The sequence below is a fragment of the Streptomyces sp. NPDC014882 genome, assembly GCF_043081325.1.
Lineage (GTDB): Bacteria > Actinomycetota > Actinomycetes > Streptomycetales > Streptomycetaceae > Streptomyces.
The window spans coordinates 618,567-630,345 of sequence record NZ_JBIBWL010000002.1; the positions used below are offsets into that span (position 1 = coordinate 618,567).

An 11,779-nucleotide genomic window follows, 5' to 3' on the forward strand; every position below is an offset into this window, starting at 1 on the left:
GTAGGGGGGGGGGGGGGGGGGGGGGGGGGGGGGGGGGGGGGGGGGGGGGGGGGGGCGGGGGGGGGCGGCCGCCCCGCCCGGGGGGGGGGGGGGGGGGGCGGGACGTCAGCCGCTGATCTGCTTGCGGCCGCCGTCGCCGCCGGAGATCTGGATGCGGCGCGGCTTGGCCTGCTCGGCCACGGGGATGCGCAGGGTCAGGACGCCGGCCTCGTACGAGGCGTCGATGCGCTCCGTGTCCAGCGTGTCGCCGAGGAAGAGCTGGCGGGTGAAGGTGCCCGTCGGGCGTTCGGCGACGACCAGTTCCGCACCTTCGGGGGCGGGGGCGCGGCGCTCGGCGCGGACGCTGAGGACGTTGCGTTCGACGTCGAGCTCGATCGTCTCGGGGTCGATGCCGGGGAGGTCGAAGTGGACGAGGAAGTCGTCCCCCGAACGGTAGGCGTCCATCGGCATGGCGGCGGGGCGGTTGCCGGTCCCCGTGGCGGCGTTGGTACCAAAGACCTGCTGCGCGAGTCGGTCGAATTCGCGGAAGGGGTCGGTACGCATGAGCATCACAGTCCACTCCTCTCTTCAGAACTGTCGGTGCGATGCCCTACGACTTCTTATATAGCTCGAAGGAGGAAACTTGACAAGCCTCGACTCAGGTCGGGGGTGATTCGTGGTCGCGCACTACCCTTTGGGCGACTTCGGGGGACTCGATTCGTGGAGGCAGTGATGGCGAAGGTTCCCAGTTCGGTGATCGCCGCGGGCGGGCTCGTCGGCGGGTACGGCGTGGCCCGGTGGACGAGGAAGCGGCCGCTCGGCGGGGCCGTGCTCGCCGTGGCGGGGGCCGCGGCGGCGCAGCAGTGGCGGCAGCGGGCGGGCGGGAAGGCCGCGGGCGCGCTGGGCGTGGCCTACGTCGCCGCGTTCGCCGGGTCGCACCCGCTGGCCAAGAAGGTGGGCGCCTGGCCGTCGGTGTTCGCGGTCGCGGGCGCCGTCGCGCTGGCCTCCTGGGCGGTCGCGGACCGCCGGGGCTGACCCCGCCTGCTCCGGATCCCCCGCCCCGCAGGACCCCTACCCCGCCTGCGCCGCCGGCCCCGGCCGTGGCGCCGTACCCGTCCCCGGCTCCGGCCCCACCCGTGGCGCCGTACCCGAGCGGAACGCCCGCCGGTAGCCCTGCGGGCTCGTCCCCACCACCTTGCGGAAGCGTTCGCGGAAGGCCGTCGGGGAGCCGAAGCCCGTCTGTGCCGCGATCCGTTCGACGGAGTGCGCGGTCGTCTCCAGCAGGTACTGCGCCCGCCGCACCCGCGCCCGGTGCAACCACTGCAGGGGCGTCGTGCCGGCCTGTTCGCGGAAGCGGCGGTTGAGGGTGCGGGTGCTCATGCCCGCCCGGTCCGCGATCTCGTCCAGGGTCAGGTCGCGGGCGCAGTGCTCCTCCATCCAGCGCAGGACGGGTTCCAGGGTGGCGCCGGACGGGGCGGGCGGCAGGTCGTGGACGATGAACTGGGCCTGGCCGCCCTCGCGTTCGAGGGGCATGACCGACATGCGGGCGGCCTGTGCGGCGACGGCCGAACCGTGGTCCCGGCGGATCATGTGCAGGCACATGTCGAGGGCCGCGGCGGCGCCCGCCGAGGTCAGGAACTGGCCGTTGTCGACGTAGAGGACGTTCGCGTCGACCGTGATCCCCGGGTGGCGTTCGGCCAGTTCGCGGGCGGCGGTCCAGTGGGTCGTCGCGCGCAGGCCGTCCAGCAGGCCGGTCGCGGCGAACAGGAACGCGCCGACGCAGATCGACGCGATGCGCGTGCCGTTCGCCGCCGCCGCGCGCAGCGCCTCCGCGACGCCGTCCGGCAGCGGGTCCCGCGGCTGCCGCACGCCGGGCAGGATGATCGTGTCCGCCTCCGCCAGGGCCTCCACGCCGTAGGGCGCCCGCACCGTGAACGCCCCCGCGCTCACCTCGCCCGACGGGTACGGCGAGCAGACCCGCACCCGGTACGCCTCCCGGCCGTCGGGCAGCCGGGCCCAGCCGAAGGCGTCGATCGGGGCGGACAGGTCGAAGGGGATGACCCCGTCCAGGGCCAGGATGACGACGGTGTGCATGGCGAGAGGGTAGGGGTACGACGGGATGGCGCCAACCCGTGAACCCGGCGCCCCGGCAATCTGGCCTCCCAGCAGCTCGGCGGCCCGGCGACCCGGCGACCCGGCCGGCCTGCGGACCGGCGGGACCGCTTCGCCGCCTTCCGGCGCCCGCCTCCTGTCCGTCCCCCACCCCCTTCCCATCCGTCCCCCACCCCCTTCCCACTCGCTTCCCGCCCGTCTCCCGCCCGGCACCGGCTGCGGGGAAGCGGCTGGCGGGAATCCGTCGGACCCTGGCAGTCCCGCCACTTCTGCGGGGCCGGCCGGACGCCTACCGTCGGCCCGTGACCAAGTTCCTCCTCGCCGTCCACGTCATCGCCGCCATCGTCGCGATCGGTCCCGTCACCGTCGCCGCGAGCATGTTCCCGCCCGCCGCGCGCCGGGCCCTGGCCGCCCCGCAGGACGTCCGCGCGGCCGGGACCGTACAGCTGCTGCACCGGATCTGCCGGGTGTACGCGGCCGTCGGGATCACCGTGCCCGTCTTCGGGTTCTTCACCGGGAGCGCGATGGGCGTGCTCGGCGACGCCTGGCTGATCGTGTCGATCGCGCTGACCGTCCTGGCCGCGGTCGTCCTCGTGGTGCTCGTGCTGCCCGGTCAGGAGGTCCTCGTGGAGGGTCACCCCGACACCGGCACCGGCACCGGCACCGGCGCCGGCACCGATCAGGGCGCCGTGGGCACCGTGACGCGGGAGGCGACCGTCCGGCTCGCCATGTCCACCGGGATCTTCAACCTGCTGTGGGCGACGGTCACCGTCCTGATGATCGTCCGGCCGGGGTCGACGACGGGGGCGTAGGAAGCGGAGGGGCGGAGGCGGCGTGGAGCGCGTGCCCTCCGTCGGAAAAAGCCTCCCGGGGACCGTTCTCCAGGTCCACGGGAGGCTTCCTCCGCTCTCGGGTGCCGGGGCTTCCGCCGTCGGGCCCTCCGAGGCGCCCCTTCGTCGTCGGCCGTCCGAGGCACCCTCCGCCGTCAGGCCCCCGAGGCCTCCTCCGCCGTCGCGACCCCCATCGCCGGGCGGGCCTTCGCCGCCGCCGTCAGGGGCGTCGCGATGTCCTCCAGGGAGCGGCGCTCGGCCCGTACCGCGAGGAACGCGGCGACCAGGCCCGCCGCGCACATCAGGCCCGCGCCGATCTGGAAGGCGAGGACCGTGTCGCCGACCTTGCCCGTGCCGGTGAGGTCGGCGAACAGCAGGGGGCCGCTGATGCCGCCCGCCGCGGTGCCGAGGGCGTAGAAGAAGGCGATGGACATGGCGCGGGTCTCCATCGGGAAGATCTCGGAGACCGTGAGGTAGGCGCTGGAGGCGCCCGCGGAGGCGAAGAACAGCACCGCGCACCAGCAGGCCGTCATGGTGGTCGCGCTCAGCGCGCCGCGGTCGAACAGCCAGGCCGTGGCGAACAGCAGCAGGCCGGAGAGCAGGTACGTCGACGAGATCATGATCCGGCGGCCGACCGTGTCGAACAGCTTGCCCAGCAGCAGCGGGCCGAAGAAGTTGCCGAGGGCGATCACGGCGAAGTAGTAGCCGGTGTGGCCGGTCGGCACGTCGAAGAAGGTGGTCAGGATCGCGCCGAAGCCGAAGGTGATCGCGTTGTAGAGGAAGGCCTGCCCGATGAAGAGGGAGAAGCCGAGGACCGCGCGCCGGCGGTAGTCGGAGAAGACCGTGCGGGCGATCTCCAGGAAGGAGACGCCGCGGCGCTGGTGGATGGTGAGTTCGCCCTCGGCCGCCGGCAGCGGCCCGCCCCGCTCGGACTCGATCCGCCGCTCGATGGAGGAGACGATCTCCTCCGCCTCCCGGTCCCGGCCGTGGATCAGCAGCCACCGCGGACTCTCCGGGACGTGACGCCGTACGAGGAGGATGACCAGGGCGAGGACGGCGCCGAGCGCGAACGTCAGGCGCCAGCCCACGTTCGCCGCGAACAGGTCCGTGTTCAGCGCGACGATCGACAGCAGCGAACCGCCGACCGCGCCCAGCCAGAAGCTGCCGTTGATCATCAGGTCGACGCGGCCCCGGTACTGCGCCGGGATCAGCTCGTCGATCGCGGAGTTGATCGCCGCGTACTCGCCGCCGATGCCGAAGCCGGTGAGGAAGCGGAAGAGCAGGAACCACCAGGTGTCGAAGGAGATCGCGGTCAGCGCGGTCGCGGCGAGGTAGACCGCCAGCGTGATCATGAAGAGTTTTTTGCGCCCCCAGCGGTCCGTCAGGCGCCCCCAGAACAGCGCGCCGATACAGGCTCCCGCCACGTAGAGGGCGGCGGCGATGCCGGTGACCTGCCCGGAGGTGATGGGCAGGCCGCTGCCGGGCTCCGACAGCCGTCCGGCGATGTTGCCGACGACCGTGACTTCGAGGCCGTCGAGGATCCATACCGTGCCGAGACCGATCACGATCGTCCAGTGCCAGCGCGACCAGGGGAGGCGGTCCAGGCGGGCGGGGATGTCCGTCGTGATGGTGCGGCCGGACTCGGCCTGTGCGGCTGTGGTCATGGGCTCCCTCCTCGTCCAGCGGAACCACCACCGGATGCCCCGAGGACGGGCCGCTACGCCCCCAGCGCCCGCGCCACCGTGTAGATCAGCAGGCCCGCCAGCGAGCCGACCACCGTGCCGTTGATGCGAATGAACTGCAGGTCGCGGCCGATGTGCGCCTCGATCTTGCGGGTGGTGTGCTCGGCGTCCCAGCCGGCCACGGTGTCGGTGATCAGCAGGGTGATCTCCTTGCGGTACGTCGACACCACGTGCACCGCCGCGCTCTCCACCCAGCCGTCGACCTTGCCCTGCACCTTCTGCTCGGTCGCCATCCGGGACCCCAGCGACAGCAGCGCGGCCCGCACCCGCAGCCGCAGCTCGCTGCGCTCGTCCTCGGCCGCGGAGACGATCATCGCGCGGACGGCCGTCCACACGGACGCGATCAGGTCCTGGACCTCGCCGCGGCCCAGCACCTCGCCCTTGAGTCGCTCCACCTTCGCGCGGGTCTCGGTGTCGGACTGGAGGTCGGCGGCGAAGTCGCGCAGGAAGCGGTCCAGGGCGCCGCGGGCCGGGTGGGAGGGCATGTCCCGCATCTCCGCGCAGAACCGCAGCAGCTCCTTGTAGACCCGCTCGCCGATGCGCTTGTCGACGAACCGGGGCGTCCAGCCGGGCGCGCCGCCCTGCACGGCGTCCATCACCGAGTCGGAGTGCAGCACCAGCCAGTCGTGGGCCCGCCCCACCACCAGGTCGACGGCCCGCCGGTGGCCGCCGTCCGCGACGACCTTCTCCAGCATCTTGCCCATGCCCGGCGCGATCTCCTGGGCGTTCGCCCGGCGCGTGATCGCCTCCCCGACCACCGCCTGCACGTCGGAGTCCCGCAGCACGGTCAGCGCGCCCCGCAGCGCCGTCGCCAGCTCCGCCGTCACCCGCTCCGCGTGCTCCGGCTCCGCCAGCCAGGTCCCCAGCCGGCTGCCGATGCCGACCGCGCGCAGCCGCTGCCGCACGACCTCGCCGGAGAGGAAGTTCTCGCCGACGAACTCGCCCAGGGAGACGCCCAGCTGGTCCTTCTTCGTCGGGATGATCGCCGTGTGCGGGATGGGCAGGCCCAGCGGACGGCGGAACAGGGCGGTGACGGCGAACCAGTCGGCGAGCGCGCCCACCATGCCCGCCTCGGCCGCCGCCGCCACATAACCCGCCCAGGGGCCGGCGCCCCGGTGGGAGGCCCACTCGGCGAGGGCGTACACCACCGCCACGAACACCAGCAGCCCGGCCGCGGTGAGCTTCATGCGCCGCACGCCTCGTTGGCGCTCCTCGTCGGCGGCGCTGAAGACGTTCATGGCGCGCGCCGCGGGCGTCGCCCCGTCCTGTGTTCCCTTGCGTTCCATCCGCTCCACCCGTTCCCGGTCCCCCGTGACCCGCACGCCGCCATTGTCCCCACCTGTCCGGTGTCCCACCCGTTCGACTCCTGGAACGAAACAGGAGTTCCCGGCGTCTGTCAGGTGGGGGAGTTCAACGGTGATCTCCCGCACTGTCCTGCCGGAGCCTCGCCGCTCCACCGTCCGAGGAGACACACACCCGCATGACCAGGCACGACGGCGGGGGTCCCGGGGTGCCCCATGCCCGCCGCAGCATCCGCCTCCACCCCCGTCCCGACATCCGTGACCGCGCCCGTCACCACGCCCTCCTGTCCGCGCTCCTCGCCGTGACCGTGGGCCTCTCGGCCGCCATATACGCCGGGGTCGACGCCGGGGACGGCGGGCGCCGCCACGACGACGTCCTCGCCGCCTCCCGCACCGGCCCCCACTCCGCCGCGGCCGCCTCCACCGGCGTGTGGGTCGGCAGCTGGGCCGCCGCCCCGACCGGCCGCGAACCGCTCACCGAGACCGACGGCACGGCGGGACGCACGGTGCGCAACGTCGTGCACACCAGCGTCGCGGGGACGAGTGCCCGCATCACGCTGTCCAATCTCTACGGCACCGGCCCGCTGACCGTGAGCGCCGCCACCCTCGCCGTCGCGGCGGACGACGACGGTCCGGCCGCCGACCCCGCCACCCTGCGCCGACTCACCTTCGGCGGCCGCCCGTCGATCACGATCCCGGCGGGCGGACAGGCCGTCAGCGACGCCGCCCCGCTCGCCGTCCCCGGCGACACCGACGTCCTGGTCAGCCTGCACACGCCGTACTCCGCGGGCCCGGTCACCTTCCACCACCGGGCCCGGCAGACGAGCTACGTCGCCGACGGCGAGCACACCGGCGACGTGAGCGGAGCCCCGTACACCGGGCAGATCACCTCCTGGCGCTACGTCACCGCGCTGGACGTCCTCAACGACGGGGCCGACGGCACCGTCGTCGCCCTCGGCGACTCCATCACCGACGGCTCCACCTCCACCCCTGGCGCCGACCGCCGCTGGCCCGACGTCCTCTCCGACCGGATCCACGCCGCCCTCGCCGCCGGCGGGGACGCCCCGCGCTACGGCGTCGTCAACGCCGGCATCAGCGGCAACCGCGTCCTCGCCGGCGGACCGGGCCGGCCCGCGGCCAACGCCAGCGCCCTCGACCGCTTCGAACGGGACGTCCTCGGCCGGCCGAACGTGCGGGCCGTCGTCATCGACCTCGGCGTCAACGACATCCTCCGCGCCCGCACCACCGCCGACCCCGACGCCGTCCTCGACGGGCTGCGCGCCCTGGTCCGCCGCGCCCACGCCCACGGCGTCAAGGCCGTCGGCACCACCCTGCTCCCCTTCCGCGGCTTCCGCGGCTACACCGACGCCCGCGAGGACGTGCGGCAGGAGATCAACGCGGCGATCCGGTCCGGCTCGGTGTACGACACGGTCGTGGACGTCGACCGGGCGATGCACGACCCGTACGACCCCCGGCGGCTGCGCTCGGAGTACGACTCCGGCGACCACCTCCACCCCAGCGACCGGGGATACCGCAAGATGGCCGAACTGATCGAGTGGGAGCAGCTCAGGGGGGCGGGCCGGGCGGATTCGTAGCCCGCGGCCGGGGCGGAGACGTAGCCGGCTCGGGCGGGGGCACGGTGCGGGCCGGCGGAGGGCGCGGCGCGGGCCGGCGGGAGGCACGGGCCGACGGGGCGCGGGACGGAGCAGCGGGGAGCAGCGGGGAACCCGGCGCGGGTGGGGCGTCTCAGTGCCCCAGATGGCGCCGTCCGTCCCGGTCCCGGGGCAGCTCCCGCTTCCCGCGGTCCCGCCAGGGCTTGCGTTCGACGCCGACCCCGCCCCAGAAGGCGAACCCGGTGATCACCACCCGGGGGGCGCCCGGCGCGGCCGGCACCCCCTGCTCCCGGTGGTCGAAGCCGCCCATGATCCCGACGCCCCGCACCACGACCTCGACGCCGGGCGGCACCACGACGTTCACCCCGCCCATGACGGCGACGCAGTTGATCACGACCTCCCCGGCCGCGAAGTCCGCCTCACGCAGGTCGAGCTCGCCGCCGCCCCAGAAGGCGAAGGCGGTGAACCGCCGGGGCACCGTCCACCGCCCCTTGCGCTGGAAGCCGGACATGACGGCCACGGCCCACGCGGACGACCCCTCGCCGCCCGTGATCCGCCCCGCCCACTCCCCCCTCGCCCCGCTCCCCGGGCTTGTGCAGCGACACGGCGGGCGGCGCGGCGGCCCCCGCCGCCGGCAGGTCACGCGTGAGCGGCGTCAGCTCGCCGTAGGTCCGCGCCCGGTACGCCGCGTCCAGCCGCTCCTCGAACTCCGCCATGTCGAGCCGGCCCTCGGCGAGGGCCTCCCGCAGGACCTCGGCGACCCGCTCACGGTCGGCGTCGGAGGCGCGGAGGTCCGGGACTGCGTCGTCGGTCATGCACGGCAGCCTACGAGTTCCCCGTGCCCGGCACCACGGTCTCCGAGGGCTCCCGGCCCGCGTACATGCGGCCGATCACCGCCTCGATGTCGGGCTCGCGCACCGACAGGTCCACCAGCGGGTACCCGGCCGCGATCCGCGCCACCAGCGGGGCCGCCGACACGGACGCCGGGAAGGCCAGCCACTGGCGCGGCCCCTCCACCCGCACGACCCGCGCCTCGGGGCCCGCGTCCACGGGCGGCAGCTCCCGCTCCAGGTCCACGACCAGGGTCCGTTCGCTCTCCCCCGCCTCGTGCAGCCCCGCGAGCGGACCGTCGTACATCATCCGCCCGTGGTCGACGACCATCACGCGGGAGCAGAGCCGCTCGATGTCCTGGAGGTCGTGGGTGGTGAGCAGGACCGTCGTGCCGCGCCCGGCGTTCAACTCGCCCAGGAACTCCCGCACCCTCGTCCTGGACACGACGTCGAGGCCGATCGTCGGCTCGTCGAGGTAGAGGATCTCGGGGTCGTGCAGCAGCGCCGCCGCGATGTCGCCGCGCATCCGCTGGCCGAGCGAGAGCTGCCGCACCGGCACGTCCAACAACGCCTCCAGGCCGAGGAGTTCGACGAGCCGGTCGAGGTTCTCCCGGTAACGGGCGTCCGGGATGCGGTACATGCGGTGCGCGAGCCGGTAGGAGTCGATCAGCGGGAGGTCCCACCACAGCGACGTCCGCTGCCCGAACACCACCCCGATGCGGTGCGCGAGCCGGGTGCGCTCGCGGGCGGGGTCGATGCCCGCCACCCGCAGCCGGCCGCCGCTCGGCGTGAGGATGCCCGTCAGCATCTTGACCGTCGTCGACTTCCCGGCGCCGTTCGGCCCGATGTACCCGACCATCTCACCGCGCGCCACGGTGAACGACAGCCCGTCCACCGCCCGCACCCGCCGCCGCTCCCGGCGCAGGAAACCGGTGCGCCTGCGCACGTCGAAGACCTTCTCCACACCGTCGAGTTCGATGAACGCGTCCACCGCCACCTCCGTCAGTTCCCCGTGCTCCGATACGACCTCAGCCCCGCCCGCCAGGCCAGCCCCGCCGCCGCGCAGCAGAGCGCCGCCACCAGCGGCGGGGCGTACGCCGTCCATCCCGGCAGGCCCAGCGGAGACGGCCGCCCCAGCACGTGCGCCGCCGGCACCCAGTTCACGAAGGCCAGCGGGAACACGAACGTCACCGCGCGCACCAGTTCCTTCCCGAACACCGTCGGCGGGTACTGCAGCAGCGTCTGGCCGCCGTACGTGAAGGCGCTCTGCACCTCCGCCGCGTCCTGCGCGACGAACTGGAACGCCGCCCCCGCCACCAGCACCGCGCCGAAGATCACCGCACCGCCGGCCAGCGTCACCGGCACCAGCAGCACCCTGTCCGCCGTCCAGTCGACGTCCACCGCCGCCAGCGCGTACCCCAGCACCAGCACCCCCTGGGCGATCCGGGAGAGCCGGCGCAGCGCGAACCGGTCCGCCGCCACCTGCGCCAGCACCGGCGCCGGACGCACCAGCAGCGTGTCGAGCGTGCCGTCGCGCACCCGCGAGCCCAGCCGGCCCGCCGAGCCGATCGCCAGGTCCGCGATCCCGAACGAGGTCGCGGACAGGCCGTACAGGAGGGCCACCTCCGGCAGCGTGTAGCCGCCGAGCGCGTCGATCCGCGAGAACATCAGCAAGATCGCGACAAAGTCCAGGCCCGTCACCAGCAGCCCGCTCAGCAGCGTCATCGCGAACGACAGCGGATAGACCATCGTCGAACGGATCCACATCCCCGCGATCAGCCGGTACGCCCGCAGCCCCTCCCGCACCCGCCCGGCCGGCCCCGCCGGCCACGCCTCCCACGCCTCGTCCGCCGGTCCCGCCTCCCACGCCGTCCGCGCCTCCCGCACCTTCGGTGCCTGCCCCGCCCGCCACGCCTCGTCCGCCCGTCCCGCCTCCCCCACGGGTCCCGTCGTCTCACCCACCCTGGACCACCACCCGCCGCGTCGCCGCCGCCTGCACCACCCGTCCCAGCACCAGCAGCACCACCGCCCAGCCCGCCTGGAAGACGTACGTCCCCCACGCCCCGGCCTCCCCCATCAGCAGGTCCGCCGGCATCTGGAGCATCGCCGACCACGGCAGCGCCCGCACGATCCGGCCCAGCGGCTCCGGGAACGCGTTCAGCGGCAGCGCCATTCCCGTGCAGAACATCCCCGTCACCACCAGCATCTGGAGCGCCCCCGTGCCGTCCAGCAGCCAGAAACCGCTCAGCGCCACCAGGAACCGGATGCCGAAGCTCACCACCATCGCCAGCAGCAGGGCCACCAGGAACCGCAGCCACGACCAGGGGTCGGCGGGCAGCGCCGTCGGGAACACCAGCGTCCCGAACACGAACGGGACCACCCCCCGGCCCAGCAGTTGGAACGCAGAGCGCCCCAGGTCGGCGGCCAGCCACCACATCTGGAGATCGACCGGGCGGTACAGGTCGACCGCCACCGCACCCGACCGGATGCGCTCCATCAACTCCGCCTCGAAACCGCCGCCCTGCATCGCGAGCGTCGCGAACAGCGCCTGCCCCAGCCAGACGTACGTCACCGCCTGCGCCTGGTCGTAGCCCCCCAACTGCGGCCGCTCGTCCCACAACGCCAGGTATGTGTAGACGAGGATCAGGCCGAAAACCGTGTTGGTGAACACCCCCGCCGCCGTCGCCACGCGGTAGGTCGCGTACCTTCTGAAACCCCCCGCCGCCACGGCCGCGTACAAGCGCACCGAACCCACGGCACCAGCCCTCCTCACCCGCGGCGATCCCGCGCCCGTCCCGCCACGGCGGCGAAGCGCAGGAGCCTAGTGGGCGGGCTTCCCCCCGCGCCACGCGATTTCCGGGCACCCGTCCGGCGCGCGCGGCACGGGGCGCGTGCGGCACAACACGCGCCGATTGCCGGGAACGGAACGCATGGTGCGAGAGTCTTCAACAGGGGGCGCAGAACGCGTACGACACGTACGGCCACGTACGAGGCGAATCAGGAGTCCGAGCAACACATGAGCGACGAGCCGCAGCCGAAGCCGAAGCAGCCCACCGGGGACCGGGCGACCGGTACCCCCGAGGCGGCCGGCACACCCGAGGCTGCCGGTCCACCGGAAGCGCCGCGGGAACCCGGGGCCTCGCGGGAACCCGGGGCCGCGCGGAAACCCGGAGCGGCACAGAAGTCCGGAGCGGCACAGAAGTCTGGAGCGGCACGGGAACCCGAGGGCGCACAAGAACCCCGGGCGGCACGGGAAACCGGGGCCGCACGGAAACCCGGGGCCGCACGGAAACCCGGAGCGGCACGGGAAACCGAGGGCGCGCGGGAAGCCCAGGACGCCCGAGGGTCCGAGGAGACGCGTGAACTCCGGGC

General features: G+C 74.0%; 10 protein-coding genes and 1 pseudogene. 3 read left to right on the forward strand and 8 right to left on the reverse strand.

The window, feature by feature from the left end; translation table 11 throughout:
* Nucleotides 1-105: 105 nt before the first annotated feature.
* The gene (locus tag ACF09K_RS07305; RefSeq protein ID WP_392241518.1) at nt 106-549 is read right to left on the reverse strand and encodes an Hsp20/alpha crystallin family protein; all 444 of its coding nucleotides are present in this window, start codon (nt 547-549) and stop codon (nt 106-108) included.
* 162 nt (nt 550-711) lie between these two features.
* Between ACF09K_RS07305 and ACF09K_RS07310 the strand changes: the two genes are divergently transcribed.
* Nucleotides 712-1,014 (forward strand): hypothetical protein, encoded by a 303-nt coding sequence (locus ACF09K_RS07310; protein WP_392241519.1) that lies wholly within the window; start codon nt 712-714, stop codon nt 1,012-1,014.
* 36 nt (nt 1,015-1,050) lie between these two features.
* On the opposite strand, the gene ACF09K_RS07315 is transcribed toward ACF09K_RS07310, so the two are convergent.
* A complete protein-coding gene (locus tag ACF09K_RS07315) occupies nt 1,051-2,073 on the reverse strand; it encodes a GlxA family transcriptional regulator (RefSeq protein WP_392241520.1) in 1,023 nt (340 codons plus the stop codon).
* Between the two features lie 320 nt (nt 2,074-2,393).
* Here ACF09K_RS07315 and ACF09K_RS07320 point away from each other — a divergent pair, with 320 nt between their 5' ends.
* Nucleotides 2,394-2,903 carry a hypothetical protein gene (locus ACF09K_RS07320; protein ID WP_392241521.1) on the forward strand — a complete coding sequence of 170 codons (510 nt, stop codon included), beginning with the start codon at nt 2,394-2,396 and terminating at the stop codon, nt 2,901-2,903.
* Nucleotides 2,904-3,076: 173 nt separating this feature from the next.
* On the opposite strand, the gene ACF09K_RS07325 is transcribed toward ACF09K_RS07320, so the two are convergent.
* The gene (locus ACF09K_RS07325; RefSeq protein WP_392241522.1) at nt 3,077-4,585 is read right to left on the reverse strand and encodes an MFS transporter; all 1,509 of its coding nucleotides are present in this window, start codon (nt 4,583-4,585) and stop codon (nt 3,077-3,079) included.
* 53 nt (nt 4,586-4,638) lie between these two features.
* Nucleotides 4,639-5,949: a DUF445 domain-containing protein gene (locus ACF09K_RS07330; RefSeq protein WP_392241643.1), complete on the reverse strand. Its 1,311-nt coding sequence runs from the start codon at nt 5,947-5,949 to the stop codon at nt 4,639-4,641.
* A gap of 194 nt (nt 5,950-6,143) precedes the next feature.
* On the opposite strand from ACF09K_RS07330, the gene ACF09K_RS07335 reads away from it, so the two are divergent.
* Nucleotides 6,144-7,559: an SGNH/GDSL hydrolase family protein gene (locus ACF09K_RS07335; protein ID WP_392241523.1), complete on the forward strand. Its 1,416-nt coding sequence runs from the start codon at nt 6,144-6,146 to the stop codon at nt 7,557-7,559.
* A 151-nt stretch (nt 7,560-7,710) separates the two neighbouring features.
* On the opposite strand, the pseudogene ACF09K_RS07340 reads toward ACF09K_RS07335, so the two are convergent.
* From ACF09K_RS07340 to ACF09K_RS07355, 4 genes and pseudogenes are all read right to left on the reverse strand, one after another.
* Nucleotides 7,711-8,392: pseudogene (locus ACF09K_RS07340) on the reverse strand (DUF1707 domain-containing protein).
* Between the two features lie 10 nt (nt 8,393-8,402).
* Complete coding sequence (locus ACF09K_RS07345) at nt 8,403-9,512, reverse strand: ATP-binding cassette domain-containing protein (RefSeq protein WP_392241524.1); 1,110 nt, start codon at nt 9,510-9,512, stop codon at nt 8,403-8,405.
* Nucleotides 9,410-10,174 carry an ABC transporter permease gene (locus ACF09K_RS07350; protein WP_392241644.1) on the reverse strand — a complete coding sequence of 255 codons (765 nt, stop codon included), beginning with the start codon at nt 10,172-10,174 and terminating at the stop codon, nt 9,410-9,412. The genes ACF09K_RS07345 and ACF09K_RS07350 overlap by 103 nt, the downstream gene beginning before the upstream one ends.
* Before the next feature lie 187 nt (nt 10,175-10,361).
* Complete coding sequence (locus ACF09K_RS07355) at nt 10,362-11,162, reverse strand: ABC transporter permease (protein ID WP_392241525.1); 801 nt, start codon at nt 11,160-11,162, stop codon at nt 10,362-10,364.
* Nucleotides 11,163-11,779 lie beyond the last annotated feature (617 nt).

What these genes read in the sequence shown, in the direction of transcription:
- ACF09K_RS07305 (WP_392241518.1), bottom strand. Translation starts at nt 549, where the DNA reads ATGCTCATGCGTACCGACCCCTTCCGCGAATTCGACCGACTCGCGCAG.
- ACF09K_RS07310 (WP_392241519.1), top strand. Translation starts at nt 712, where the DNA reads ATGGCGAAGGTTCCCAGTTCGGTGATCGCCGCGGGCGGGCTCGTCGGC.
- ACF09K_RS07315 (WP_392241520.1), bottom strand. Translation starts at nt 2,073, where the DNA reads ATGCACACCGTCGTCATCCTGGCCCTGGACGGGGTCATCCCCTTCGAC.
- ACF09K_RS07325 (WP_392241522.1), bottom strand. Translation starts at nt 4,585, where the DNA reads ATGACCACAGCCGCACAGGCCGAGTCCGGCCGCACCATCACGACGGAC.
- ACF09K_RS07330 (WP_392241643.1), bottom strand. Translation starts at nt 5,949, where the DNA reads ATGGAACGCAAGGGAACACAGGACGGGGCGACGCCCGCGGCGCGCGCC.
- ACF09K_RS07335 (WP_392241523.1), top strand. Translation starts at nt 6,144, where the DNA reads ATGACCAGGCACGACGGCGGGGGTCCCGGGGTGCCCCATGCCCGCCGC.
- ACF09K_RS07345 (WP_392241524.1), bottom strand. Translation starts at nt 9,512, where the DNA reads ATGGACGGCGTACGCCCCGCCGCTGGTGGCGGCGCTCTGCTGCGCGGC.
- ACF09K_RS07350 (WP_392241644.1), bottom strand. Translation starts at nt 10,174, where the DNA reads ATGTGGATCCGTTCGACGATGGTCTATCCGCTGTCGTTCGCGATGACG.